The organism is Nitrosococcus wardiae (genome assembly GCF_004421105.1).
In the GTDB taxonomy this organism is placed as follows: Bacteria; Pseudomonadota; Gammaproteobacteria; order Nitrosococcales; family Nitrosococcaceae; genus Nitrosococcus; species Nitrosococcus wardiae.
This window is the reverse complement of sequence record NZ_CP038033.1, coordinates 753,038-778,699: the sequence shown is the minus strand read 5'-3', so window position 1 is coordinate 778,699 and position 25,662 is coordinate 753,038. Positions and strand designations below refer to the sequence as shown.

23 protein-coding genes, 1 tRNA gene and 1 pseudogene are annotated in these 25,662 nt (G+C 50.2%); 16 read left to right on the top strand and 9 right to left on the bottom strand.

The window, feature by feature from the left end; genetic code table 11:
• The first annotated feature begins 114 nt into the window (after window positions 1-114).
• Genes E3U44_RS03775 through cyoE form a run of 4 tightly spaced genes read left to right on the top strand, consistent with a single transcriptional unit; the run spans window position 115 to window position 3,397 of the window.
• The gene (locus E3U44_RS03775) at window positions 115-822 is read left to right on the top strand and encodes an SURF1 family protein (protein ID WP_134356737.1); all 708 of its coding nucleotides are present in this window, start codon (window positions 115-117) and stop codon (window positions 820-822) included.
• Window positions 823-839: 17 nt separating this feature from the next.
• Window positions 840-1,463: an SCO family protein gene (locus E3U44_RS03770; protein ID WP_134356736.1), complete on the top strand. Its 624-nt coding sequence runs from the start codon at window positions 840-842 to the stop codon at window positions 1,461-1,463.
• Window positions 1,464-1,472: 9 nt separating this feature from the next.
• Window positions 1,473-2,501, top strand: a complete 1,029-nt coding sequence (locus E3U44_RS03765; protein ID WP_134356735.1) for a COX15/CtaA family protein — start codon at window positions 1,473-1,475, stop codon at window positions 2,499-2,501.
• Entirely contained in the window at window positions 2,498-3,397 is a 900-nt protein-coding gene (gene cyoE, locus E3U44_RS03760; RefSeq protein WP_134356734.1) for a heme o synthase, read from the top strand. The genes E3U44_RS03765 and cyoE overlap by 4 nt, the downstream gene beginning before the upstream one ends.
• A gap of 152 nt (window positions 3,398-3,549) precedes the next feature.
• Here the strand turns inward: cyoE and murJ are convergent, their stop codons facing one another.
• Window positions 3,550-5,085, bottom strand: a complete 1,536-nt coding sequence (gene murJ / locus E3U44_RS03755) for a murein biosynthesis integral membrane protein MurJ (RefSeq protein ID WP_206054878.1) — start codon at window positions 5,083-5,085, stop codon at window positions 3,550-3,552.
• Between the two features lie 137 nt (window positions 5,086-5,222).
• Between murJ and rpsT the strand changes: the two genes are divergently transcribed.
• Entirely contained in the window at window positions 5,223-5,486 is a 264-nt protein-coding gene (gene rpsT / locus E3U44_RS03750) for a 30S ribosomal protein S20 (protein WP_134356732.1), read from the top strand.
• Window positions 5,487-5,829: 343 nt separating this feature from the next.
• Here the strand turns inward: rpsT and E3U44_RS03740 are convergent.
• The 5 genes and pseudogenes from E3U44_RS03740 to rplU all read right to left on the bottom strand — a co-directional run.
• A pseudogene (locus tag E3U44_RS03740) lies at window positions 5,830-5,928 on the bottom strand (helix-turn-helix domain-containing protein); the annotation flags it as partial.
• Between the two features lie 272 nt (window positions 5,929-6,200).
• Window positions 6,201-7,328, bottom strand: a complete 1,128-nt coding sequence (gene proB, locus E3U44_RS03730; RefSeq protein ID WP_134356729.1) for a glutamate 5-kinase — start codon at window positions 7,326-7,328, stop codon at window positions 6,201-6,203.
• Window positions 7,329-7,345: 17 nt separating this feature from the next.
• Complete coding sequence (gene cgtA / locus E3U44_RS03725) at window positions 7,346-8,371, bottom strand: Obg family GTPase CgtA (protein WP_134356728.1); 1,026 nt, start codon at window positions 8,369-8,371, stop codon at window positions 7,346-7,348.
• 109 nt (window positions 8,372-8,480) lie between these two features.
• On the bottom strand, window positions 8,481-8,738 hold the full coding sequence (gene rpmA, locus E3U44_RS03720; RefSeq protein WP_134356727.1) for a 50S ribosomal protein L27: 258 nt from the start codon (window positions 8,736-8,738) through the stop codon (window positions 8,481-8,483).
• Window positions 8,739-8,757: 19 nt separating this feature from the next.
• Window positions 8,758-9,072 (bottom strand): 50S ribosomal protein L21, encoded by a 315-nt coding sequence (gene rplU / locus E3U44_RS03715; RefSeq protein ID WP_134356726.1) that lies wholly within the window; start codon window positions 9,070-9,072, stop codon window positions 8,758-8,760.
• A gap of 264 nt (window positions 9,073-9,336) precedes the next feature.
• Between rplU and ispB the strand changes: the two genes are divergently transcribed.
• The 7 genes from ispB to E3U44_RS03680 all read left to right on the top strand — a co-directional run bounded on the left by ispB (window position 9,337) and on the right by E3U44_RS03680 (window position 15,487).
• The gene (gene ispB / locus E3U44_RS03710) at window positions 9,337-10,305 is read left to right on the top strand and encodes an octaprenyl diphosphate synthase (protein ID WP_134356725.1); all 969 of its coding nucleotides are present in this window, start codon (window positions 9,337-9,339) and stop codon (window positions 10,303-10,305) included.
• Between the two features lie 5 nt (window positions 10,306-10,310).
• Window positions 10,311-10,387, top strand: a tRNA-Pro gene (locus E3U44_RS03705).
• Window positions 10,388-10,718: 331 nt separating this feature from the next.
• Window positions 10,719-11,144 (top strand): EVE domain-containing protein, encoded by a 426-nt coding sequence (locus E3U44_RS03700; protein WP_134356724.1) that lies wholly within the window; start codon window positions 10,719-10,721, stop codon window positions 11,142-11,144.
• A gap of 394 nt (window positions 11,145-11,538) precedes the next feature.
• Complete coding sequence (locus E3U44_RS03695) at window positions 11,539-12,645, top strand: DUF2235 domain-containing protein (protein ID WP_134356723.1); 1,107 nt, start codon at window positions 11,539-11,541, stop codon at window positions 12,643-12,645.
• A gap of 934 nt (window positions 12,646-13,579) precedes the next feature.
• Window positions 13,580-13,978, top strand: a complete 399-nt coding sequence (locus tag E3U44_RS03690; protein ID WP_240761718.1) for an HIT family protein — start codon at window positions 13,580-13,582, stop codon at window positions 13,976-13,978.
• Window positions 13,975-15,069, top strand: coding sequence for an HNH endonuclease domain-containing protein (locus tag E3U44_RS03685; protein ID WP_134356722.1), 1,095 nt, complete (start codon window positions 13,975-13,977; stop codon window positions 15,067-15,069). Before E3U44_RS03690 ends, E3U44_RS03685 begins: the two co-directional genes overlap by 4 nt.
• Window positions 15,070-15,127: 58 nt before the next feature.
• Window positions 15,128-15,487: a hypothetical protein gene (locus E3U44_RS03680; RefSeq protein ID WP_206054877.1), complete on the top strand. Its 360-nt coding sequence runs from the start codon at window positions 15,128-15,130 to the stop codon at window positions 15,485-15,487.
• 179 nt (window positions 15,488-15,666) lie between these two features.
• Here the strand turns inward: E3U44_RS03680 and E3U44_RS03675 are convergent, their stop codons facing one another.
• A complete protein-coding gene (locus tag E3U44_RS03675) occupies window positions 15,667-16,563 on the bottom strand; it encodes a hypothetical protein (RefSeq protein WP_134356721.1) in 897 nt (298 codons plus the stop codon).
• A gap of 389 nt (window positions 16,564-16,952) precedes the next feature.
• On the opposite strand from E3U44_RS03675, the gene E3U44_RS03670 reads away from it, so the two are divergent.
• The 4 genes from E3U44_RS03670 (at window position 16,953) to E3U44_RS03655 (ending at window position 23,533) form a co-directional block, all read left to right on the top strand.
• Window positions 16,953-17,597 carry a TetR/AcrR family transcriptional regulator gene (locus E3U44_RS03670; RefSeq protein ID WP_134356720.1) on the top strand — a complete coding sequence of 215 codons (645 nt, stop codon included), beginning with the start codon at window positions 16,953-16,955 and terminating at the stop codon, window positions 17,595-17,597.
• 78 nt (window positions 17,598-17,675) lie between these two features.
• The gene (locus E3U44_RS03665; protein ID WP_134356719.1) at window positions 17,676-18,773 is read left to right on the top strand and encodes an efflux RND transporter periplasmic adaptor subunit; all 1,098 of its coding nucleotides are present in this window, start codon (window positions 17,676-17,678) and stop codon (window positions 18,771-18,773) included.
• A gap of 71 nt (window positions 18,774-18,844) precedes the next feature.
• A complete protein-coding gene (locus E3U44_RS03660; protein WP_134356718.1) occupies window positions 18,845-21,949 on the top strand; it encodes an efflux RND transporter permease subunit in 3,105 nt (1,034 codons plus the stop codon).
• Between the two features lie 111 nt (window positions 21,950-22,060).
• Window positions 22,061-23,533 (top strand): glycosyl hydrolase family 57, encoded by a 1,473-nt coding sequence (locus E3U44_RS03655; RefSeq protein WP_134356717.1) that lies wholly within the window; start codon window positions 22,061-22,063, stop codon window positions 23,531-23,533.
• Between the two features lie 222 nt (window positions 23,534-23,755).
• On the opposite strand, the gene E3U44_RS03650 is transcribed toward E3U44_RS03655, so the two are convergent.
• Window positions 23,756-25,219: a glycogen synthase gene (locus tag E3U44_RS03650; protein ID WP_134356716.1), complete on the bottom strand. Its 1,464-nt coding sequence runs from the start codon at window positions 25,217-25,219 to the stop codon at window positions 23,756-23,758.
• Window positions 25,204-25,659 (bottom strand): 1,4-alpha-glucan branching protein domain-containing protein, encoded by a 456-nt coding sequence (locus E3U44_RS19820; RefSeq protein ID WP_276321979.1) that lies wholly within the window; start codon window positions 25,657-25,659, stop codon window positions 25,204-25,206. The genes E3U44_RS03650 and E3U44_RS19820 overlap by 16 nt, the downstream gene beginning before the upstream one ends.
• Between the last annotated feature and the right edge of the window lie 3 nt (window positions 25,660-25,662).

Here is a 25,662-nt window from a genome sequence, read left to right as displayed (position 1 = left end):
TTTCATGTAACCGCATTGTAATATTAACCATAGTTTAACCTTCATTAATTGAACAACCCAAGCGTGCCATCTCCATTAAAGGGCAAAAAGCCCTGCTCCAAAATACGTTTCATAATGGTTTCTCTGCTCGTCACCGCCATCCTGGCCTCATTAGGCATTTGGCAATTGCAGCGGGCTGATGAGAAGCGTGCAATTGAAGTTGCCCTTAGAGAACGTAGCGCTAGCGAACCTCTTTGGGTGGGGCGGGATAGGTTATCATTGCCGGATAGTGAGTATCGCCAGGGTATCGCTCAGGGTCGATTTGATAGCGCGCATATTGTGTTTTTGGATAACCAAATCCAGGAGAGCCAGGCGGGTTATCACGTGCTAGTGCCGTTACGGTTAACTAGCGCAAGTGGAAGTGCAATACTTGTTAATTTAGGTTGGGTTCCCATGGGCTTAGACCGACAACAACTTCCCCAGGTAGATATCCCCCATTCACAGGTGACAGTACATGGTACTTTACGGCGCCCCCCCCAAGCACCTTTTTTTTTAGGGGATGAGGGAACTCGGGAAACAACAGGCTGGCCAAAACGAGTTCAATATGTCAACACAGAGCAACTGCAGCCTAACCTAGGCTATTCTTTGCAGCCCTTGGTTCTCCAATTGGCTCCTGATGAGCCTTATGGTTTTGTGCGCCAGTGGCCCGGGCTTCCCACGAGTGTGCAGCAACATATTGCTTATGCGGTTCAATGGTTTGCTATGGCATTAGTCGCAGTGGTCGTATTCGTTGTTTTATATCGGCGCAGTTTTGATGGCAGCGAGCAACGCAACAGAAGTTAAAAGGGTAAGAGTAGGTGGTGGATAACGGAAAATCGAAGACGAAACGGGGACGACCGGGTTGGGTGAGTTTTGCTATTTTTGCCATATGTGCACTCCCCGTGATAGCGGCCTGGTGGTTTTTGAAAGCATTAGAGCAAGAAGGGGAGTTTGCAACCCGCAATTACGGTGAGCTTATCAGGCCTGCAAGGCCCCTAGAGGAGACCACCCTCAAGACCCTGGAAGGAAAGGATTTTACCCTTTCTGAACTTAAGGGGAAGTGGACTCTGGTTGTTTTTGGGCCCGCAGCGTGTGATGACATTTGTCAAGAAAATCTTTATGAGACACGCCAGATACGCTTAGCTGTGGGTAAGGAGATGCAGCGTGTCCAACGTTTGTGGGTTGTCAATGATGTGGGCTCTCTTAGTGAATCAGATTGGCTTGAAGAACAACACCCTGATCTTCTCATAGCATCCGAAGGAGAAAAAAAGAAAGGGTTTATAGACCAGTTCGTGCTGCCAAAGGTCCCTGACCCGTTAGCAGCGCAACGTGTGTATATCGTCGACCCTATTGGTAATATTGTGATTACTTACCCGCCTGAAGAAGCTCCTGAGCATATTCTTAAGGACCTTAAACGCTTGTTATTTGTTTCTCAAATAGGGTAATAGATAAATATGAGTCACCGGTTTCACGCCTTTGCTTTGACGGCCAGTTTATTAGCATTGGTGGTTGTGGTATTTGGAGCCTATGTGCGCCTTTCTGATGCTGGACTCAGTTGCCCGGATTGGCCAGGTTGCTATGAGCAGTTGCTAGCACCGACTACCGAGCAGCAAGTTGACCAGGCCAATCTTCTTTACCCTGATCGTCCGGTGGAGACGGATAAAGCTTGGAAGGAGATGATCCACCGCTATCTCGCAGGTATATTAGGCTTTTTAATCTTAGGGCTTGCCATCGCTGCTTGGCGCAATCGTTCTGATCCCAGGCAGAGAGTTGCTTTGCCTATTTTTTTAGTGGGATTAGTAGGATTTCAAGCTGCATTGGGAATGTGGACCGTTACCCTCCTAGTGCAACCAGCCATTGTAACACTACACCTCCTAGGGGGGCTGGCAGTGTTATCCTTGGTTTGGTGGCTGGCACTACGACAGCGGCAAGCCCACTATCCTATGCAGCGGATCTGGTACTCGCCGGCTTTCAAAACGTGGTCCCTAATAGGATTGTTTCTCCTAGTATTCCAGATCATCCTAGGAGGCTGGACCAGCACCAACTATGCGGGTTTCTTTTGCCCGGATTTTCCCACTTGCCAGGGACAATGGTGGCCGAATATGCATTTCCGCGAGGCTTTCACATTTTGGCAGCCGCTAGGAGAAAATTACGAAGGTGGACGGCTAGCGCCTGAGGCAGCAACGGCAATCCATGTGGTTCATCGAATTGGTGCCATGATAGTTTTGGTCGTGGTGGGTGCTATCGGGTTACGGGCGGGATTAGGCCGAGGTACTCCAGTATTGCGCGGTGTTGGGTGGATCGTCGTGGCGTTGCTCCTTATCCAGGTGGCGTTAGGAATTGCCACTGCCATGGGCGGAATACCTTTAGCGCTGGCGGTAGCCCATAACGCTGTGGCTGCATTATTGTTGCTTGCCATCGTTACTTTAAATCACCTGCTCCATCCCACAGGGTACCAATTGCGAGGAGCTACAAGACTATGACAACGATTACCTTAATTCGTGGGGCTTTAACCAACTGGCGGGAATATCTCGTATTATGCAAGCCCCGTATTGTTTCCCTTATTGTTTTTACCGCTATTGTCGGTATGTTTTTGTCTGTTCCAGAACTGGCGCCATGGCAGGTATTTTTGCTAGGCAGTCTTGGAATTGGTTTAGGGGCGGCTTCTGCCGCGGCGATTAACCACTTGATTGATGAAAAAGCCGATGCCTTAATGGCCAGAACGCAAGGCCGTCCCTTGCCTAGCGGCAAGATTGACCGGGAGCAGGCTCTGGCCTTTGCGATTATGTTGGGCCTGCTGTCAATGGCGATCTTGTATTTTCTGGTTAATCCTTTGACGGCCTGGCTAACTTTGGCTTCCATGTTTGGCTATGGAATTATTTATACAGCTTTTCTCAAGCGTGCCACTCCGCAGAATATTGTATTGGGAGGGGCGGCAGGGGCAATGCCGCCGGTGCTAGGTTGGACTGCTGTCACGGGGGAGTTGCATGTGCACGCCTTTCTCCTATTCTTGATTATCTTCGTGTGGACACCGCCTCATTTCTGGGCTTTGGCTTTAGCGCGCCGGGAAGAATATAGCCGTGCTAATTTTCCCATGTTACCGGTTACCCATGGTATTGATTTCACCAAGCAGCAGGTCGTCCTTTATACCTTTTTATTATTTGCGGTCAGTCTGCTGCCTTTTGTCAGCCAAATGAGTGGATTAGTTTATCTGGTCGGTGCCGTAGTGCTGGGGGGGCGCTTCCTGTATCTTGCGCTTGCGCTTTATCGCCATACCAGTAATGAACTAGCAATGAAGACCTTTGGCTATTCTATATTTTATCTGGCAGCGTTATTTGCATTTTTATTAGTAGATCATTACCTGCCAAAATTTTTATAACGTTAGCGCTGGATAACTAGAACGGTTTGTTAACACAGAAGATAGTCTTCTCTTATCCAGGTGCAGGTTTTATAAATAACAGCTACAGTGATAAGACTCATCCCACAGGCGTGATACCTTTGAACTTATAGTGTCACGCCTATTTTCTTTTCTTAGGTGAGCGCTAGCATGCGTGGGCGAATACCGATGATGAGTAGGGTGCCAAAGTAAATGATCACCGCGGCGCCAATCAGCAATGTGATTTCAGCGATGCGAGTCATTACCTCCCAATTTAGCCAGCTTACTAGCGGCGGCATTAGCCAAAGTATGCTGATCGCCATGAGCTCAGTAGCAATAAGGATACGCAAACTGAGCCACAGCCACCCGGGTTGGGGCCGGTAGATCCCTTGCCGCTTTAGGGTAAAAAATAGCAAGATTGCATTGAGCCAGGCGGAAAGGGAAGTGGCGAGGGCAAGACCCGCGTGGGCGAGGGGAAAGATGAGCATTGCGTTTAATACCATATTAGCAAACATGGCAATAATGGCGATGCGCACGGGTGTTCGAGTGTCTTGCCGGGCATAAAATCCAGGCGCTAGGACTTTAATCAGGATAAAAGGGAGTAGACCAAAGCTATAGGCGATGAGACTACGGGAGGCCATGGCCACATCATGGTTGCTGAATTCGCCATATTGAAAGAGGGTGGTGAGAATGGGGCCGGCAAGTAGGACAAGTCCTACGGCCGCTGGCGCGCCGATAAGAAAGACCCAGCGTAGGGCCCAATCAAGGGTGCGGGAAAAGGACTCACTTGATGCCTGGGCGTGCTTTTCTGAAAGGCTGGGAAGGATGACTGTGGCCAGGGCGATTCCGAAAACCCCTAGAGGAAACTCCACCAACCGATCCGAATAATAGAGCCAAGAGACGCTGCCAGTGACCAAAAATGAGGCAAGAAGGGTATCGATAAGAAGGTTAATTTGGGCAACTGAGCTGCCCACAATGGCTGGCAGCATAAGTTTAAAGATTTGCTGTACCCCGGGATCTTTCCAGCGAGGGCGAGGTCTTGGCAACAGGTTCAGGTGGGCGAGAAATGGAAGCTGAAATAATAGCTGCGCTAGGCCTGCGAAAAACACTCCCCAGGCTAGGGCAGTGACCGGGATTTCCAACTGGGGAGCAAGCCATAGGGTGGCGGCGATAAGAGCCAAATTAAGAAAGATAGGCGTAATAGCGGGTACCCCAAAGCGCTTATAGGTGTTGAGAATACCAGCAGCGAGAGCCGTCAGGGAAATAAACAATAAATAGGGAAAAGTAATTCGTAATAAGCTGACGGTGAGTTCATATTTGCTTTGCTCTTCTATAAAGCCAGGGGCAAATATCATCACTAATAGGGGGGCGCCTATCACCCCAATGAGGGTCACCACCAGCAGGACCAATCCCAAAGTTCCTGCGACTCGGTTGACGAGTTGCTGGACTTCGCCGAGATTGCCACGCACCTGAGAGGCTGAAAGTACTGGCACAAAGGCTTGGGAGAAAGCTCCTTCTGCGAATAAGCGCCGCAGGAAATTAGGAATTTTAAAGGCCACAAAAAAAGCATCCGCTGCCAGTCCAGCGCCAAAAGCCTGAGCGATCACCACATCGCGGATGAAGCCTAGAATTCTTGAGAGGAGGGTAGCGCTGCCGACGACAGCGGTCGATTTAAGTAAGCGGGCACTCATAATAATAGACCAGGAAATCGCTCGTTTTTTTTTAGGAAAAGTGCGCCATTTTACCTAGGGGCGTTTACAACTGCCATGGAAATTGGCATCATTATTTGTTTTTAATTTTTTAATATTAAACCTTCGGAGGTGAAATTTTGGCCAATTCGTTACAAGCCCGTAAGCGTGCCCGTCAGGCGGAAAAACGCCGGCTCCATAATGCAAGCCAGCGTTCTATGATGCGGACTTATATGAAGAAAGTCATAAAAGCCATCGCCTCGGGTGATAAGGAGCAGGCGACTGTGGCTTATGGGGTAGCTATTCCGGTGCTCGATCGCTTGGCGCGCAAGGGGCTGATTCATCCTAACAAAGCCGCTCGGCATAAGAGCCGGTTGAGCGCCAGAATCCGCTCGATGTCTTGATTTTGGAGTTTCGCCATGACTAGCTTCGGTTTGGTCCCTCCTCACCTGGCTAGTCTGGGAAATTCGCGTTTCTTAGCAGTCCTCAGGTGGTAGCTAGGACCACGGCCCTTGGGGTCTCTACCGCTCCACGCGCTTTATCGGTTCCGGCGTTCCCCGCCGTACCCGACCTCAAAACATTTTTGGCCGCGTTAATACCCCTATCGTGGAAAGCTTTATCGCGGTAAGTGTATTTGGGAGCGCCTGACTTATAGCCGCTAGAGGTAATCACCACATCCTTAAGTCTCCTATTGTTCAGAGACTCGCCATTTTCTTTATACGGCTTAATTCGGATTTCCAATGCTCAATTCCACACAAAACGCGCATGGCCAAATTCAATGGCCAATTGCCGCTTTTGTGTGGATGTGGGGTAAAACCTGAACTTGTAGGCCCATTGTGTTATAATAGACACATAGTAACACAATGAATACGAGCCAACAATGGCAAAGGAAACCCTGAATATCCGTATAGACCCAGAGTTAAGAGCCAAGTTAGTAAAGATGGCAAAGAAACAGAATCGACCCCTCTCCAATTTGGCAGAGACTCTTCTCTGGGAGGCGGTGAAACGCGAATCCATGGCGAAAGGCAAGTAATGCGGCTCTCACGCTCGCAGCAAAGCTACGTTTCCCACTCTCGCTGGGGGGGGTGCACTCCTTCGAGATAGAGGCTTAAATAGCCTTAGAGTAGCACTAGATTATCCCTGTGAATGAGTTCTTCTTCGTCCACATAACCCAATATTTGTTCAATCTGATTGCTGGCATGGCCGAGGATGCGTCGTGTTTCCTCGGCATTGTAATTCACTAGGCCGCGGGCTACTTCGCGGGCCTCCGGGTCCAAGCAACTGACCACCTCGCCACGGGCAAAGTGACCTTCGCAAGCGATAACCCCCACTGGGAGTAAACTCCGTCCCGCCTCGCGGACCACTTTGGCTGCACCGGCATCCAGCCACAAGCGCCCCTTAGTTTGCAATTGTCCCGCTAACCACTGCTTGCGGGCGGCAAGGGGCTCCGTATCAGGCCATAGCAGGGTACCAATGGCCTCCCCTGCGGCGAGCCGTTGGAGGATGTTGGGTTCCTGACCAGAGGCGATAATAGTGATAGCGCCAGAGCGCGCAGCCCGCCTTGCTGCTCTAACTTTGGTAATCATGCCGCCGCGTCCCAAGGCGCCCGTTCCAGGGCTGGCCATAGTATCGAGTTCGGCGTTATTAGCCGCTGCCTCGGGGATGAGTCGAGCATTGGGGTAGTGCCGAGGGTCGGCATCGAATAGACCTGGTTGATCCGTGAGAATCACCAAAAGTTCCGCTTCTACCAAGTTAGCCACCAGGGCCGATAAGGTATCGTTATCTCCGAAGCGGATTTCTTCTGTAGCGACAGTATCGTTTTCGTTGACAATGGGCACAACGCCCAGTTGTAAAAGGGTGCGCAAGGTGCTGCGAGCATTAAGATAACGGCTACGGTCAGCTAAATCCTCATGGGTCAGTAATACTTGTGCGGTGTGCTGGCCATGATGCTGAAATTGGCTCTCGTAGGCTTGAATAAGCCCCATTTGGCCCACTGCAGCGGCGGCTTGTAGCTCATATAAGGCCCGGGGGCGCCGTTGCCAACCAAGCCGCTGCATGCCAGCGGCCACCGAACCTGAGGAGACCAGTACCACCGCATATCCCTGATTGCGGAGGTTGGCAATGTGGTTGGCCAGCGCTCGAATACACTCGCTATCTAGACCGCGGCCATTGGCGGTGAGTAAAGCGCTGCCCACCTTAACTACCCAGCAGCGGGCAGCTATCAAACGGTTACGATGGTCGCTCATGGTCTGGCTCGGTATTCTTAAATTTTGCCTGGACTAGATTGCTCTAAGTATTCCATGACTGCCTGGATAAGCGGCTGGCAGCCTTCCCCGGTCAGCGCCGAAATCTGATAGACAGGTCCTTGCCAGGCAAGGCGGTTGAGGATTTCCTGACAGCGCTCTGCTTGCTCCGAGGGAGGGATTAAATCGATTTTGTTGAGTACCAGCCATTGTGGACGCTTGGCAAGTTCTGGACTGAATTGCTGCAGCTCCCCTTGGATAGTGCGCACGTTTGCCACAGGGTCCATGGCGGGTTCCATAGGCGCCACATCAACCAAATGGAGGAGCAAGCGGGTGCGACTCAGGTGTTTGAGAAAACGAATTCCCAATCCCGCGCCCTGAGCGGCACCCTCAATAACCCCGGGAATATCGGCCATGACAAAGCTGCGGTTAGAATCAATGCTCACCACCCCAAGGTGGGGATAGAGGGTGGTAAAAGGGTAGTCGGCCACCTTGGGGGTGGCCGCCGATGTTTGACGAATAAAAGTCGACTTGCCTGCATTGGGTAGACCGAGCAAACCCACGTCGGCAAGTAATTTAAGCTCTAGCCGTAAGGTTCGTTCTTCCCCCGGTTTACCTTCTGTGGTCTTGCGGGGTGCCCGATTGGTGCTGCTCTTAAAATGGGCATTGCCCAGACCCCGGGTCCCGCCCTTGGCTATCAGCAAAGTTTGCTGGGGCCGAGTCAGATCACCCAATAACTCTTCCGTGTCGGCCTCCCAGACCTCGGTACCCACAGGCACGTGGATATAAAGATCTTCGCCACTCTTACCTGTCTGCAACCGTCCGCGCCCATTTTCGCCCCGCTGGGCACGATAATGGCGCTGATGGCGAAAATCTACCAAAGTATTGATGTTTTCATCCGCGATAAGGTAGATGCTGCCGCCATTGCCGCCATTTCCCCCATCCGGTCCACCAAAGGGGATGAATTTTTCTCGCCGAAAGCTGAGGCAGCCGTTACCCCCTGCCCCAGCCTGGACCTTGATAATGGCTTCATCTATGAATTTCATGGTTACAGAAACGCTAAGTCCAAGGAGAGCAGGACGAAAAAACCCCGCACCTGCGGGGCTTTCTCATAGCATGCATGGGAGATGTTGCCCATCACCGTGGGCATAGCTTTTATTCTGCGATAATGTCCACGTAGGTGCGATTATTCGGACCTCTTTTAGCGAATTGGACTTTGCCTGTCGCTTTGGCGAACAAGGTATGATCACGGCCAGTCCCTACGTTAACTCCTGCTAGGAAGCGAGTGCCCCGCTGCCGAACCAGGATGTTTCCGGCCAATACCTGTTGGCCGCCATATCGTTTGACTCCAAGACGTTTAGATTCGGAATCGCGACCGTTTCTGGAACTGCCGCCTGCTTTTTTGTGTGCCATATCTTATCCTTACCTCGCCTCAACCTGCAGAGATGTTATCAATTTGCAACTCCGTAAAGTACTGACGATGTCCCATCTGTTTACGGTGATGTTTGCGGCGACGGAGCTTAATGATCTTGATTTTTTCACCGCGACCTTGGTTTTTGACGGTAGCACTCACCTTCCCACCCTCAATATAGGGGGTGCCGATCTGAATATTATCGCCATCAGCTACCAGGAGCACCTGATCGAGTGTAATATTGGCGCCTTCATCGGCGTCGATTTTTTCCACCCGGAGGGTGTCTCCTTCTTGGACACGGTATTGCTTTCCGCCAGTTTTAATGACTGCGTACATTATGGTGCTTTCCTGAAAATTGGGTTATCCCACTCGGTGGAAAGAAAGGGAGTAAAAGTTCAGCACTTTCATGCTAAGTGCATGGTTCGATAATTTAAGCGCCCAATTTTAAAATTACTCATTCAAGTGGTCAAGGGAAATAGTGTAATATATGCCAGCCTAAAATGCTTAAGCATTAAGCATAGTCAGGATATTGTCACTTGACACCGAACGCGGCGCTTTCTAGCATGCGCAAGTTTTGCCCTATTTAATTTTGAGATACCCTTGGATATACAGTCCACCTACGATCTAATTGCTGATGATATGCAGGCCGTTAATGCCTTGATCCAGAAACGGCTGCATTCTGATGTGGTGCTCATCAATCAGCTAGGACATTATATTATCAACAGCGGCGGCAAGCGTTTGCGCCCGGTGGTGGTCCTATTGAGTGCCCGCGCCTTTGATTATCAAGGCTCATGCCATATTGATATCGCTACCATTATTGAGTTCATTCACACGGCGACTTTGCTCCATGACGATGTGGTGGATTCTTCGGAGTTGCGGCGGGGGCAAAAAACAGCCAATAGCATCTGGGGTAGTGAAGCGAGCGTACTGGTAGGCGATTTCCTCTACTCCCGCGCCTTCGAGATGATGGTGGATGTCAATAGCATGCGGGTCATGGAGATTCTCGCCCGAACCACTAATACCATCGCTGAAGGTGAGGTGATGCAGCTCCTCAACTGTCATGACCCGGAGACCACCGAAGAGCGGTATTTGGATGTTATCCGCAGCAAGACCGCCAAGTTGTTTGAGGCGGCTACCCAACTCGGGGCGGTTTTGTCCTGCCGGCCAGCCGCTGAGGAAGAAGCAATGGCCGTCTATGGTATGCATTTGGGAACGGCTTTTCAGCTCACCGATGATGTGCTGGATTATAGTGCTTCCAGTGACGATTTAGGCAAGAATATTGGCGATGATTTGGCCGAAGGCAAGCCGACGCTGCCGCTTATCTATGCTATGCGCAACGGTATTCCCTCCCACGCTAAGGTTATCCGCAATGCAATTGAGGGCGGGGGCCGTGATAACTTAGCTGAAGTGATCGAGGCCATTGAATCGAGCGGCGCTATCGCGTACACTGCGGAAGCGGCTCGCCGCGAGGCTGAAAAGGCGATACAAGCAATTAAAAAAATTCCCGCTTCGCCCTATCAAGAGGCCTTATTGAATTTAGCGAAGTTTGCGGTCTATCGGACCTACTGATACATCGGGGTGTAGCTCAGCTTGGTAGAGCACTGTCTTCGGGAGGCAGGGGCCGGAGGTTCAAATCCTCTCACCCCGACCAAGCTATAAATCCTTGCCTTTTATCTATATTTCCAGTCCAGTATTTCGAGAGCGCCCTAGCGTTTAGCCCGAGCCTGGATAATTCATGAGATCACCACAAAGGCACTAAGATCACAAATAAATCAAACAGTTAAATAGCTTGAAATAATTTGCTCCGTTAGCAATGAGCCAATCCATCAATTTCTCCAAACTGACTGAGATTCCCCCACCTTTGTGTCTTGGTGGTAAAAAAATCAGGCTAGCACTAAATGAATATAAATACGATAGTAGGTTAGTAGGCTGAGTTTGCTGCTCCAAATCCGTCCCTGAACTTAAAGCCCGAAGAAAGTCCTGTGTCCTACTGGCTGTTTAAATCCGAGCCCTCCAAATGGTCCTGGGAGGATCAGAAGAAAAAGGGTGCCGCCGGAGAGGAATGGGATGGCGTGCGCAATTACCAAGCCCGCAACAACATGCGCGCCATGAAGCTTAGTGACAAAGGCTTCTTCTACCATTCTAACAAGGGACTAGAGGTGGTGGGCATTATTGAGGTCTGCAAGCCGGCCCATCCGGATTCAACCACCGAGGACCCCCGCTGGGAATGTGTGGATGTCCGGGCGCTGTATGATATGCCAAAGCCGGTCTCCTTGAGGGAGATCAAGGCCAATCCAAAGCTTGCCAAGATGGCCCTCGTCACCTCCGTGCGGCTTTCCGTGCAGCCCGTCACCGAAGATGAATGGCGGGAAGTTTGCCGTATGGGAGGTCTCGATCCTGCACCTTGAAATTACTGGGAATTCTGAACGAAAGCCGCGGACTGGATAAGAATATCCATTTAGATAGAACTCAGTTGGCCATGGGGCCGGTGAGACTAGACCGTTAGCGGCAAGGGTGAGCCGGGAGCGTGGGTCCAGTGGATTCACTTAGCCCAGTGAGCGCCCGTCCCAGGAAGGGGCGGGCTGGACTGACTTGCTCGCCAGGCAGGAAAGCCTGGCGTGGCAAGCCGACGTCGAGCTTCCAGGGATGGATTGACAGCCTCTCTTATCACGCTGACCCCAAGCTCCTTAGACTTCATTTAAACGGGAAATGCTATAGGTTACACTCAGCGTTCCACGCCCATGACCGTTGGAATCGATTCCAGGCTGGGCAAATTAAAAAAGAAGAACAGGAGACCCTACCATGTCTAAGCATCTCGTTATTTGCTTTGATGGCACATGGAATTCTGCTGAGAAGGGGAATGGCACCAATGTATTTCAACTTTATCAGTCCATTTCGGAACAAACGCCCGGCGGTACGATTCAGCAAAAATGGTACGATGTGGGGGTAGGGGCCGACAGATATGAGCGAATTAGGGGTGCCTTTGGTTTTGGTCTTAGCAGGAATATCCAGCAAGGGTATGCCTACTTGACCTCGACCTATGAGGAGGGGGATCGCATTTTCCTTTTTGGATTCAGTCGCGGCGCATATACGGCGCGGAGTCTTGCCGGCCTGATACGAAAATGCGGACTACTTAAAAAAGGAATTCTGCCCACGCTGAATATTCAGGGAAAAACACCGGAACAAATCGAAAGGGAGTTGGATCAACTGATTAAACACGATCTGGTCCAGCAAGCCTATGAGATCTACCGAGCACGTGATCCCTCACCGGATTCGCCGGCAGCGATCTCCTTTCGTGAGAAGAACTCACGGCCGGGCACTTGGGAGAAGCCGACCATCTTTCTTGGAGTTTGGGATACGGTCGGAAGGCTCGGTATTCCGCTGATCTCGATGCAGCTCGTGGCCAATTTCAATAACGAGCGATATTCATTCCACGATACAAAACTGAGTAGAGTCGTTTCCCATGCGTACCACGCGGTGGCGGTTGACGAGCACCGACTGGATTACGAACCAACGCTCTGGACACCCGAAGCGGAGCCTCGCCAGAAGATGGAGCAGCGATGGTTCCCTGGGGCGCATTCGGATGTCGGCGGCGGTTATACAAATCAGCCCCTCGCTGAGATTAGCTCGGCCTGGATAATGCAAAAAGCGCAAGAGGCAGGGCTTGCCTTTAAGAGCCTGCCGTCGCCACCTGCTACAGCCATCCTCTCGCCGATTACCGATTCCTATCGCCAGTTCTTGCTGGGAATCTATCGATTTTTTCCCCGCCGGCGCACGCGGTTTTATCGTCCCCTAGGGCAGCTCAAGTTTGGGAATGAATGGACCGATGGGTCCTTCCATGATAAACAGCTGGAGGATCCACAATATCGTCCTCCCAATGAAATGGGGACATACCTCAGTAAAGGTTAGATCTTTGCAAAAAAATAGTCCCCCCCTATTTATTTCCTTGTAACGAGCATTCATACCAATTTGCATTACAAGAAGTAGTTTTCATATAAGGAAAGCCTGTACGCAAACACCCTTGGCTTTTTTATTCTACCTTATAAACTGCAAATTGGTATCAGGCATAAGCTTCGATAACTTGCCATAGGAGACCGGGGCTGAGAGCACAATGGAATAGAAGGTTGGGTTAAAGTCATCTCCAAACCAATTTCATGCGTTAACCCTGGATCAATTTGTCCAGTAAAGTAACGCCCCAACACCAGCTTGGGCCATAGCAATTCCGGGTAGATGGTGATCCAGCACTCAATCAGTTTCTCTTCGTTGATTAACCTGCGCTCCCGCTTGCCCATAGCCAGTGACGGTCAACCTTTTTGCCTATTGTCTGGATAAAATCTTATTCCTAGTATACTTGGTAGGTTGTTTCGCCACCTGCAGACTACTTTACGGGCAATGAGCGACGGCTCTTGCAAAAAATAAGGTCTTGTTTTGGGTCTTTTACAGGTGTGTATGCTTTTGGAGGCATATTGATATCTATGTGTTCATGCATCAGGTAAGTCCACTGCAATGAGATTGATTGGGTAATTTCTTAAAAAAATAACAGCGGGGGTATGCAGCTCTCTTAGAGGGGTTGCCTAGTGGATTAGTCACTAAAGAGTCGCAAATTATGTACGTAATAATACTTTTAGATACAAATTAATTCTAGATATCGTCACCGACTCTTAAAATAAGTTATGAATTTCCGAAAGCTGCGGATAGTAAGAAATAGACTGGATCTCGATTGATATTAGGGCCATCGGATAAATACAATTTAAAAAATTTATCGACTTCTTAAATAAGTATGAAAAAATTCATGTCTACTCTGAAGAAATTTTCAGAAATGGCTGGATTAAAGTAGACTTTGGTGGAAATAAAAGGAATAGAGACAGGTTGTCCATTCTGTAGCTTGCCGGCGATCCGTATCGTCCATGAGATCACGCACGTGCTTGTCATCCGGGATCTCTATCCGGTTTCACCAGGCCATACCCTGATTATTCCGCGTCGTCATCTATCTTATCTGGCTGAACTCTCAGAGTCAGAATGGGCCGATATGCAACGGGCGTTACAGCTTGCTAAGATAAAGCTCGATACTGAATTAGCCCCAGATGGTTACAACCTTGGCATCAATGATGGAGCAGCAGCGGGGCAGACTGTGCTACATCTGCACATGCACCTGATTCCCCGCTATAAGGGTGACCAGAAAGATCCACGAGGGGGGGTCCGTTGGATCTTTCCCGGTAAAGCAGATTATTGGTCGAAATGAGTGCCCACCTACTACCATCGGAACGTGATCTCGATATTTCAGCATTATGTAGGCTGTTCAGGGATGCGACCAATTCATACAAGTTCCTATTCTTCCAAGGCGCTATTCATTCTCTCATTGCTTCCAATTTCGAAAGGGCATCTATTCAGCTCAATGAAGTTGGAGTGGAAATGCTCCGCATCGCATGGTATCCACACGCCTTCTTCAGGCTCTCGTTCGGCTCTCAGGATCGTATTTCTTGCTTTCTTGATGCACTCCGCATCCCTAGAGAAGAGGGTAAGAACGCGGAACAGTTGCGAACTCGCATCAGCGAGGAAAATCCCGCCGGTTCTGATTGGATGCTTTTGCGCTATGTACCTTACCGATTGCTTGCCCCTTTCTTTGAGAGGGAGTTGAAGGGGGTTTCAGATACGAAAAAGAATGCCTTGATAGAACAGCTTGCGGAAGAATATTTTGATGAAATCCGGCCGCTGTATCGTTTTCGTGATGAGGAGACAATAGAATTTCATCCTGATTGGTTGGCTTACTTGAAGACAAACATTGGCGTCATCCAGGGCTGGATGCATTGGGAGTGGCTTTGCTATCTTCAGCGACGTAATCCAAACGTACCAGCCATATCCAGCAAGCTATCACCACCTCCGGCGCGGCAGGATATGCGAAAACAAAGAGAGTTCTGGCGGGTTGTGATAGAAACAAAGCATTTGAATTGTATCTACACTGACAAGCCTCTTAATTCTCGGGGTTTTGCTCTAGACCATTTTTTACCGTGGTCCTTTGTAGCCCACAATCAACTCTGGAACTTGGTGCCGGTTACTCCAGAAGTGAACTCGACAAAAGGTGATCGCATCCCCTCTGATGAGTATCTGGATCGATTGATCCATATCCAACACCAAGGATTAGTCACTACGCATGTTCTGCTGACCAAGCGAAGTTGGACTGCTTTCGCGGAAGGATATATCTCGGATCTTAGGATTAGTGACATTGAGGGTGTGCTGGATTTGGGTATTTTACGCCAAGCTTATGAAACGACTGTTCCACCCCTCATGCTGCTTGCAGAGAGTATTGGCTTCCCAAGAGGATGGAGAGCATAAGTTCACACTCTGTGGCTTAACAATTTAGATTCTGGATCCTGGCATCGATTACTTTGGCATGATTCGCCTAACCTATGGGTTTTGTTCACCGGCTCTGGCGAAAAAGATCCCCGGGCGCATTTCCCCTCAGCGAGACCAACATGCGGCTTGCGAATTGAATCGGCGAGGGAAACCCATTTGCAATCGACTAGGCGCTGCCGTGGATTTTATAGTCGATGATGAAAGTATGCTCGAAGTGGCTCAATGGGTAGTTGCCAATACACCCTTTGATCGGTTGTACTTCTACGGTGATGACAAGCCCATCCATGTGAGCTTTGGGCCTGACAATAGCAAGCAGATCGTCTGGATGGTTTTAGGTAAGTCTGGAAAGCTCCTTCCGCGGGTTATGCCAATGGAAGCATTTTTATCTCTAGAATAGATAAAAAAGGTGACTGCTATAAATTTATTTAGGTGGGAGACCTGCCCGGTCTCCCACCTAAAATATCATCAGGCATTCCTTCGCCTTGTTATTGAATCCAAACTTCCCTTTCTTATCACTCAGCGATAAATTATTTTCTTGGTGTAATTTCAACCCCAGTGGGCTTTGTTACCCCTTGATCAACCATCCTCGTCACAGGAGCCATCATCTCTGTCGCCATCACCATCCTCGTCTCTGTCATCGCCATCATCAAATGAGGCAAGATCATTACTGAGAAAGGCGGTCATGAATACCTTGTCACCCTGGGCGATTTTGATAATCTGATTGAGAGGATCAAAATCGAGTAATTCCCAATTGCAGGTTTCTGGGCTTCGGAAAAAGAGTGTGTTCTGGCCTTGCCCGCGCGCGTTGATAACGCCGACTATTTCATTTCCCACTAAAAGCTCATATTGGTCCGCTGGTAGATCTTTAACCCAGATCTTAAACTTGGCGTGGTTGCGGTTCTGCTCAAATTTCATCCGGGCTGTGGCCTGAGGAATGACGCCGGTATTGTCAAAATCCACCCGAATGATTTTGGCATCTGTGCTGGGTGGTGTATTATCGGATAGACCACCGCTACATTCATCCCCCAAGCTTTTGGTCAATCGAGTGATTTTAAATTGGCCATCGCTGATCTGGGGGTCAAGGGCTTCATAGCGGGCCGTGCCGTGATTGCAATCTTCGAATTGGAGGACCAGATGTCCCCAAGGTTGCAATGTGATCCGAGCCGGATCAAAACCGTTGAGATCTAAGATTCCGCCTTCTACCGAGTGCATGGTGAAGTCGACTTGAGCCCCTTTGACAGGTGCTTGTCCTAGGAGCCAATTCTGGTTACCGAAGGCATTGAAGGTGAACCAATAAACAATAGCGGTGTCGGTGCCCTTCCTATCGACGACCTGTAATAGGAATCCTTGTCCGGGGGCGTCCTTATCAAACCAAGCACCCGTAAATGCACCGGTCACCATCACCGCCTGGGCACTAGTTACAAGCATGATGGTTGCCAATACGAAGCCGCAAGACATTAAACGAAGGCCCATTTATCTTCTCCTTAATTTTGCTGACCAGAACAGGGGCGAGTCATGCTAGCAGCTATTCATCTTTTGTAATGTGAGACGCTCCATGTGGATTTGAGGGCCGTAAGTACCAGCAGCCCTCTAATATAAGCAGCCTCTCAAAGCAAAAATAGCATTGGCTCCAGTGGTTTCCGTACGCTTCACGAGCCCCCATCGAATTCTCGGGCCTGGAGGGGTGGGTTCTTCAAAGCACTTCGCGACGGCGTTTGTTCTGTACTTCCTTGTGGCGGCGAATATGGCGATGATAAGATACAGGTTTAGAACTTTATAAAGGCATTAGTGTCCCTAAATTACTGACCGGTCGGTTGGTAGGTAATTTCTATGAAAGCTGATTCCAGCAGCAGGGAGGTGCAATGACTAAGAGGTTGGCAGGCCGGGATACTGAAGCTTCGGCACCCGCCCAGGGGCGGGAAGCCATCCTGGCTGTGGCGAAAAAGCAGTTTGCAGAATATGGCTATCATGGGGCGACTCTTAGCAAGATTGCGACCCGCGCTAAGGTATGCAAAGCCAATATTTTTCATCATTTTGGATCGAAAGAAGGTCTTTATCTGGCTGTCCTTAAGGATTATTGCGAGCAGCTGAGCCCTCTCCGGGGGAGCAGGCCGATTTCAGCACCGACTTGTCGAGAGCAGCTACGGCAGTTTGCCCAGGTTCATCTTGAGAACATGCTCAATGAGCAAAGTGCCGTACAACTTTTTCTCCGTGAGTTACTGGCTAAGGACTCCCTGCGCAAGGAAATTCTTGCCAAAGGGGTGCTCGAGGACAATTTTTCCAGCTTGGTGCAAATGGTCCGTGAGGGGCAGGAAGCAGGGGAAATTCGCCCTGACATTGATCCGGCAATCCTGGCGGTGATGTTGCTGGGGGCAGATGTTTTTTTCTTCATGGCGCGGGATGTATTCCAGCATTTCCGGGACGTTCATTTTGCTGCTTCGCCGGGAGACTATAGCGAAGCGTTAAGTGAGATCTTGTTAAGGGGATGTTTAGCTAAACGGGATTAAAACGCAGCGGAAATAAATAAGTAATATGACTAAAGCAAACTTATTCCATCTAAAAGTTTTCAAGCTTAAGGAGCAGCAATGATAAAACGTCTTATTGTTGTTCTTTTAGCCCTGGGTTTGTTTTTCGGTGGTATTTTCGGTTGGAAGTATTATCAGCAGCAGCAGCAGGCTGCCCAGGCCGCCATGCCGCCTCCACCAGCTACTGTAGCGGCCGCTGAAGTCCACCCAGAAACTTGGCAGTCTTCCCTGCAGGCGGTGGGTAGTCTGGTGGCGACCCAAGGCATTTATGTGACCAACGAGGTGGCAGGCCTCATTGAAGCCATTAACTTTGACTCCGGGCAACAGGTTGAAAAGGGCAAGCTCTTACTGCAACTTGAGGATAGTGTTGATCAAGCGGATCTCAAAGGGTTGCTTGCCGAACAGAAGTTAGGAGAGTTGCAATTCCAGCGTGCTGCCCGGTTGGTCAAGGAAAAGTCAATATCCCGTTCCACTTATGATGAAAGTGAAGCTCAGCTAGAAAACGCCCAGGCCAAAGTTGCGGCTAAGCGAGCCCTGATCCGAAAAAAGCAGATCCGGGCCCCTTTTTCCGGGTTATTAGGGATCCGCCAGGTTAATCTTGGCGAGTATTTAGCACCAGGTTCCCGCATTGTGCTGTTACAAGCACTTGATCCCATCTATGTGGATTATTCCTTGCCCGAACGCTATTTTTCATCTCTTTCCCGAGGGCAAACCGTTTTTATCACGGTACAGGCTTATCCTGCTCAGAATTTTGAAGGTCGTATTATTGCGATTAATCCAGGGGTTGATCCGGCAAGCCGCAATGTCCGCGTGCGGGCCATCTTTCCTAACCCCAACCTTCGTCTGCGGCCAGGGATGTTTGCCGAGGTGAAAACCCTGCTGCCGGAGCAGAAACACGTTTTAACGGTGCCCCAGACGGCTATTACCTACAATCCCTATGGCAATATGGTGTTTGTCATCCAAGAAAAGAATGGCAGCCTGGTGGTCCAGCAGCAACTGGTACAGACGGGGAAGGTGCGTGAGGGTCAGGTTGAGATTATCAAAGGATTGCAGGCTGGTGAGCGGGTGGTCAGCGCGGGTCAGATGAAATTACATAATGGCCAACAGGTCCAGATCAGCGATCAAGAGGTCCTAGACGGGGAAGTAGGAGACGCGTAAACGACTGGACAAAAAAATTATAGTGCAATTTCTCCCTCGACTGAAGTTGCGGGTTTCCTTGCGGAGGAGCTATGAAGTTCACCGATCTTTTCATTCGCCGCCCGGTATTGGCCAGCGTCGTTAGTCTGTTAATTCTGCTAGTTGGATTGCGTGCGCTGACACTGCTAGAGGTGCGCCAGTATCCCGAGACCCAGGACACGGTGGTGACGGTGACCACCCTTTATCCGGGAGCCAGCAGCGAATTGGTTAAAGGCTTTATCACCACTCCCTTGCAGCAGGCCATTGCCGAAGCGAAGGGCATTGATTATATGGTGGCTACCAGCACCCAGGGTCGCTCTGTCATCGAGGCCTACATGGAGCTTAATTACGATCCCAACGCCGCGGTTGCTGAGATTCAGGCTAAAGTGGCTAGCCAGCGCAACGTATTGCCCGAGGAATCTGAGGACCCGGTGATCGACTCCACCACGGGCGATCCTACCGCGTTGATGTACATGGCCTTCTACAGCAAGGGAATGTTACCGTCTCAGATCACGGACTATCTGCTGCGGGTGGTACGGCCCAAGATTCAGGCGGTACCGGGGGTGGCCAAGGCGGAGCTCATTGGTAACAAAACTTTTGCCATGCGCATCTGGCTTAATCCCCGCCGTATGGCGGCCCTGGGGGTGACCGCTGATGATGTCAGAGAAGTCCTGCTCGAGAATAATTATCTGACCGGGGTGGGGCAGACCAAGGGGGCTTATGTCTCCGTGGATCTCAGCGCTACTACCGATATTAGCGGGGAGGAGGATTTCCTTAATCTGGTAGTGCATGAGGCGGATGGAGCCCTGGTACGCCTTAGAGATATTGCCGAGCCCAAGCTGGGTGCCGAAGACTACGATTCCAGCAACTGGTATAACGGAAAAGCGGCCATCTTTATTGGCATCGAGCAGGCCCCGGGGGCCAATCCCCTGGATGTTGCCGAGCGCATCCATGAATTGGTGCCAGAGATCCGTCGCCAGCTCCCTTCTGGGCTTGATGGCTACATTGTTTATGATGCCAGCGCCTATATCGATGATGCCATTGATGAAGTATTTCGCACCCTTGCGGAAGCGGTACTCATCGTGCTTGCGGTGATCTTTTTATTCCTCGGTTCTTTGCGGGCAGCCTTGGTTCCCGCCATCGTGGTTCCCCTGTCCTTAATCGGCGGGGCTTTTCTGATGCTGCTTTTAGGTTTTTCCCTTAACTTGCTCACCCTGCTGGCCCTAGTGTTGGCCATTGGGCTGGTAGTCGATGACGCCATTATTGTGGTGGAAAATATCCATCGGCATCTGGAGAAGGGGGAGAGCCGTTTTCAGGCTGCGATCCAGGGGGCCAGGGAATTGGGACTGCCGATTATCGCTATGACCACCACCCTGGTGGCCGTTTATGCGCCCATTGGTTTTATGGGTGGCCTGGTGGGAACGCTATTTACCGAATTTGCCTTTACGCTGGCTGGCGCAGTGTTGGTATCAGGGGTTGTGGCTCTGACGCTCTCTCCCATGCTCTCCTCTAAAGTTTTGCGACCGGCAGGTGAGACGGGCCGCTTTGAGCAATGGGTAGAACACTTTTTTACCCGGCTTGCCGAACGTTATCAAAGGCTCCTGCACCACTCCCTAGATAGCCTACCAGTGATCATGGTTTTTGCTGTCGTCATACTGTGCAGCATCTATTTTATGTATGTGACCAGCCAAAATGAATTAGCCCCTACCGAAGATCAAAGTATTTTATTTTTTCAGGCCACGGCTCCCCAGACGGCCACCATTGATTACGACGAGGCTTACTCTCGCCAGATTATCGATGTCTTCGAGACTTTCCCCGAATATCATGAAAGTTTCCTGCTGCTAGGTCGAGGGGGCGATCCCAGTACCGTCTTCGGCGGCTTCAAGATGCCCGTGCCTTCTGAGCGGGAACGCTCCCAAATGGAAATCCACCCTGAGCTCCAGCAGCAACTTCAAGGAATCGCCGGCTTTGAGATCGCCACTTTTCCCCGGCCTAGCTTGCCGGCCGCGGGCCGCGGCTTGCCGCTCCAATTCGTGATCACTACGGATGCGGATTTCTTGCGTCTGGATCAGGTTGCTGAAGAGTTGATTCAACAGGCAATGGCCAGTGGCAAATTCGTTTTTCTGCAAAAATCCGTCAAATTTAGCCGACCTAAGACTACGCTTAAGATTAACCGAGATCTGGCCGGTGATCTTGGTATTCGTATGGAAGATATTGGACAAGATTTGTCAACCATGCTGGGCGGGGGTTATATCAACTGGTTCAATTTAGAAGGGCGCAGCTATAAGGTGATCCCGCAAGTCGCCCGCCGCTACCGCCTGGATCAGGAAATGCTGGAGAATTATTATATTCGCACGGGTGCTGGGGAACTCATCCCCCTAGCGGCACTGGTGTCCTTCGAGGATACGGTGGAGCCGAGTAAGCGAGTTCAGTTTCAACAGCTTAATTCAGTGACTGTTCAGGGAACGATGGCTGAGGGCGTAACGCTAGGAGAGGCGCTAGCTTACCTAGAAGAACAAGCCCAGGAGATTTTCCCCCGGGGCTTTAGCTGGGATTATGCTGGGGAATCGCGCCAGTACACCCAGCAGGGTAGTGCGCTGGTGGTGACCTTCTTCTTTTCATTGTTAGTGATCTACCTGGTTTTGGCGGCACAGTTTGAGAGTTGGCGTGACCCGGTCATTATTATGATGTCGGTTCCCATGTCTATCGCTGGGGCGTTGGTATTTCTTACCCTGGGTTTTGCAACAGTCAATATTTACACGCAGGTAGGGCTGATTACGTTGATTGGTCTGATTGCCAAAAACGGCATTCTCATTGTGGAGTTTGCCAATCAATTGCAGATCCAAGAAGGGCTTAGCAAACGGGAAGCCGTAGAGAAGGCGGCCAGTATTCGGTTACGTCCCATCCTGATGACCACGATTTCTATGATAGTGGCGATGGTGCCATTGCTCATGGCTAGCGGTCCTGGCGCGGTGAGCCGTTTTCATATTGGGCTGGTGATTGCCAGTGGATTGGGGATTGGGACTTTATTTACTCTATTTGTGGTTCCGGCGGTGTATTTGCTGCTTGCTCGCAAGCGCAGTGAAGAAAAGAAAGAGGAAGAAACCGAAAAAATCATGGAGCAAGAAACCCCGATTGACTCTAGAGAACTTACTTAGCTCTAAGGCTTTGCAAAAACGGCACAATATCCCTAGCCAAGGTTGCTAGACTTGGGAGCGGAATGTTTCTAATACTGTTCCGTGAATACTGTGCCGAAGAGGTTAGTAAATATGAACGATTTACCGGAATATGTCGACGATCTACCTAATCTTTGTGGTTCTGAAGAGTTAATTGCAAATGCCCGTGCCCAAGGTCCCGTTTATTTGTCCGAGAGCGGAATTGATTTTGGTAGTATCAACAGTGCCTTTGCCATTGCTCTGCACATGCAGCAGCCTTTAATTCCCGCCGGTGGGGAGGATTTACACACGGCTAAGATTATCAGTAATCTTAAACATATGATGGATCATCAGGATGTGGGCGATAATCACAATGCCCCCGTATTCCATTGGTGCTATAAGCGAATTGGTGAATTTGTGCCCAAGCTGGTGGATGAGGGTAAGAGCCCCCGGGTTATGCTGGATTATTCGGGGTGTTTATTGCATGGCCTGCGGGATATGGGGTTAGATGATGTCTTCGACGCCCTTAAACGCGTCACCTGCGACCCCCATTATCGGCATTGCGTGGAGTGGCTAGGATGTACTTGGAGTCATGCGGTTGCCCCTTCTACCCCTGTCCAAGACTACCGTTTGCATGTCCAGGCCTGGCGCCACCATTTTGCTGCTATTTTTGGCTTAGAGGCCTTGAGTCGGGTAAAAGGGTTTTCCCCGGCGGAGATGGCCCTGCCCAATCATCCTGATGTATGTTACGAATTCGTCAAAACCCTTAAGGATAATGGCTATCAATGGGTGCTAGTTCAAGAGCATTCGGTGGAGCAGCCCGAAGATGGCGGGCATCCTCAACGGCCCCATATTCCCCACCGGCTGGTGGCGAAAAACTCCAAGGGGGAAAGCGCAAGTATCATTGCCATTATCAAGACTCAGGGCTCGGATACCAAATTGGTGGCCCAGATGCAGCCTTATTACGAGGCTGAGGGTCTCTCCCGCCAAGAGCTAAAAGGCCAGTCTATTCCACCCCTGGTCACCCAGATCGGCGACGGTGAAAATGGTGGCGTGATGATGAATGAGTTTCCAGGTAAATTTATGGAGGTGATGGGGGAAGCCACCGGCTCCCATACCCCTCCTGTCAATGTCAGCGAATACCTGGAATATCTAGAAACTTTGGGTTTTAAGGAAGCCGATTTTCCGGCTATTCAGCCGGTACAGCAGAAAAAGATTTGGGATAATTTTGAAGCGGGAGGCGGCCCCGAGAAGCTGGAAGAACTCATTGAGGAACTTCAACACAGCGACCATCAATTTCACATGGAAGGGGGCAGTTGGACCAATAACATTTCCTGGGTCCAGGGCTATGAAAACGTGATCGGTCCCATTGAAAAGGTCAGTGCTTTATTTTCAGAAAAAGTGTTGGACAAGCCAGGAATTTCTACCTCGGAATACCGCTATCGAAATGCCCTCTATTACCTGTTGATGATCCAGACCAGTTGTTACCGCTACTGGGGCCAGGGGGTCTGGACCGATTATGCGCGGGAGTTATGTCGGCGCCTCGAGGCCATTCTAAACCACGATTTCAAGGACGCTGCGGCTTGAGATCCAGGAGAACTTAAGTTCCCTGTTTAACTGATTTTTCATCTGTATTTGCAAATTTTAAGCGCAGGGGCTATTTCCCCCCGCCCAGTAAATAGAGGTACGCTGGGGGTATTTAGCTCCTGATTCTATGCCAACCGGTTAAATAGTCGGGATAATGGGCGGGGCGGGTAGAACGGGAGAGCCCCATCTTGCCCTGCTCGCTATCCACTCTGGGATTATCTTTCATTCTTCTTGGATATGGTGGTAGATATTCAGGTAATGCTGCCCTGGATGATTCCAAGAAAAGTCATAATGCATCCCGTTTTCCATTAATTCCCGGAAATATTGGGGGTATTGGTACCACAGGCCAATAGCCCGATGGAGGGCTGATTCCAGCCCCTCATGATTAAAATTGTTGAAAACGAAACCGTTGCGCTCATGGTAAGGTTTATGGGCGTAGTTGGCGTCGAATACCGTATCCGCCAATCCTCCAGTATTGCGCACTACGGGGACCGTACCGTATTTCATGGCAATCATTTGGGTGAGGCCACAAGGCTCATAGGCACTAGGAATGAGGAGCATATCGGCGCCTGCATAGATCTGGTGGGCCAAGTCTTCATCATAGCCAATTTCCAGGTGGCAATCCGGATGGTCGTTAAGATGGTGCCTGAGGTGCCAGAAATCAGCATTGATGCTGTCGTTGGCACTTGCACCCAGTAAAACAAATTGGCAACCGTTGGCGAGACAATAGAAGATCGCATGGCGAATAAGCCCGACTCCCTTTTGGGCATCTAGTCGGCTGATGACGCCAATAATGGGTTTATATTCCTCTCGCAGCCATAAACGATGGCGTAGGGCAGTTTTGTTCTCGTATTTTTTGTCCAGGGTTTCCAGGTTATAACGGGTCGGAATATGGGGGTCAAATTCAGGATTCCATACATTATAATCCACGCCATTGAGGATTCCGCCTAGCTTTTGCTCATGAACGTAAAGGGTGTGTTGTAAGCCATAGCCCTGGTCTGTATAGCGAATTTCATCCAGGTAGTGAGAAGAAACGGTGGTGACAAAGTTGGAAAAAACGATTCCACCTTTCATCAGATTGACCGCATGGGGGTGGGTATGGTCGAGCAACCGTTCAGGGGTCATATAAGCTGCAGGATCTAATCCTACCTGCTGGATGATATGTCCACCAGTAACCCCCTGGTGCTGCATGTTATGCAGGGTATAGCAGACACGGGGGTGGGTCATCCCCAGATATTTATATTGTTCGAAGAGCAATACCGGCACCAGACCCGTTTGCCAGTCGTGGCAGTGAATGATCTCCGGGTGTTTATTGCTTTTGAGCATGAACTCCAGTGCTGCCTTGCAAAAAAAGGCGAAACGTTGGGGATCATCGTGCTGACCGTAGTAGGTGCCCCGGTCAAAAAAGCCATTATGGGCTTCAATGAAAAAGCATTTCAGTCCATCCGCAAAACCAAAATAAACGTCACAGTGAATCCATTGGTTGTGGTAAGGTACCCACAAACCACTGTAGGTTTTCACCAAACCCCGGATACGGTCATAGCGCATACAATCATATTTAGGGAGGATGATCTCAACGGCATTACCCCGTATCGAAAGTTCGTTAGACAATCCTGGAACAACATCTCCCAGACCCCCTACCTTGGCTATTGGAGCACACTCGGGTGTGATCATAACGATATACATCGCGCAGCTTCTCCGTTGTTCCCTGGGGGATACCTATAGTAGATGCGATAATCAAGGTCCGGGAAGATGTTATCAAGGATTTCTAAGGCCTGTAACCGGCGTTCATCAAAGATTCCCTTTTCCAAAGACATTTCCAAGTAATGGAAACGGGACAAATGATCCCGTAGACGGCGAGTAGCGTACTCCACTGTGATTCCATTTTGAATAATAAAGGGCCAATCCGAGGCTTGCGCTAACAGCAGTGAGCGGGCAGCCTGCCGCAAGGCACGGTCGGCAAGTGTCCCTTTAGGTTCGTGGCAATAGGCGAGCGCCAATTCCCTCATGCGCTGGGCAGCTCGGTGCAGCAGGGGGTATATCCAATCAGTTTTTTTATTGAGCCAAAAATCACTGTAGCCCCGATCACCCCAGCTGGATAGATTTGGGGTTGCTTTTTGCAGCACCGG

Coding starts and splice junctions, on each gene's coding strand:
- E3U44_RS03775 (WP_134356737.1), top strand. CDS start 115: ATGGTTTCTCTGCTCGTCACCGCCATCCTGGCCTCATTAGGCATTTGG.
- E3U44_RS03765 (WP_134356735.1), top strand. CDS start 1,473: ATGAGTCACCGGTTTCACGCCTTTGCTTTGACGGCCAGTTTATTAGCA.
- cyoE (WP_134356734.1), top strand. CDS start 2,498: ATGACAACGATTACCTTAATTCGTGGGGCTTTAACCAACTGGCGGGAA.
- murJ (WP_206054878.1), bottom strand. CDS start 5,085: ATGAGTGCCCGCTTACTTAAATCGACCGCTGTCGTCGGCAGCGCTACC.
- proB (WP_134356729.1), bottom strand. CDS start 7,328: ATGAGCGACCATCGTAACCGTTTGATAGCTGCCCGCTGCTGGGTAGTT.
- cgtA (WP_134356728.1), bottom strand. CDS start 8,371: ATGAAATTCATAGATGAAGCCATTATCAAGGTCCAGGCTGGGGCAGGG.
- rpmA (WP_134356727.1), bottom strand. CDS start 8,738: ATGGCACACAAAAAAGCAGGCGGCAGTTCCAGAAACGGTCGCGATTCC.
- rplU (WP_134356726.1), bottom strand. CDS start 9,072: ATGTACGCAGTCATTAAAACTGGCGGAAAGCAATACCGTGTCCAAGAA.
- E3U44_RS03695 (WP_134356723.1), top strand. CDS start 11,539: ATGTCTAAGCATCTCGTTATTTGCTTTGATGGCACATGGAATTCTGCT.
- E3U44_RS03685 (WP_134356722.1), top strand. CDS start 13,975: ATGAGTGCCCACCTACTACCATCGGAACGTGATCTCGATATTTCAGCA.
- E3U44_RS03680 (WP_206054877.1), top strand. CDS start 15,128: ATGATTCGCCTAACCTATGGGTTTTGTTCACCGGCTCTGGCGAAAAAG.
- E3U44_RS03675 (WP_134356721.1), bottom strand. CDS start 16,563: ATGGGCCTTCGTTTAATGTCTTGCGGCTTCGTATTGGCAACCATCATG.
- E3U44_RS03670 (WP_134356720.1), top strand. CDS start 16,953: ATGACTAAGAGGTTGGCAGGCCGGGATACTGAAGCTTCGGCACCCGCC.
- E3U44_RS03665 (WP_134356719.1), top strand. CDS start 17,676: ATGATAAAACGTCTTATTGTTGTTCTTTTAGCCCTGGGTTTGTTTTTC.
- E3U44_RS03660 (WP_134356718.1), top strand. CDS start 18,845: ATGAAGTTCACCGATCTTTTCATTCGCCGCCCGGTATTGGCCAGCGTC.
- E3U44_RS03655 (WP_134356717.1), top strand. CDS start 22,061: ATGAACGATTTACCGGAATATGTCGACGATCTACCTAATCTTTGTGGT.
- E3U44_RS03650 (WP_134356716.1), bottom strand. CDS start 25,219: ATGTATATCGTTATGATCACACCCGAGTGTGCTCCAATAGCCAAGGTA.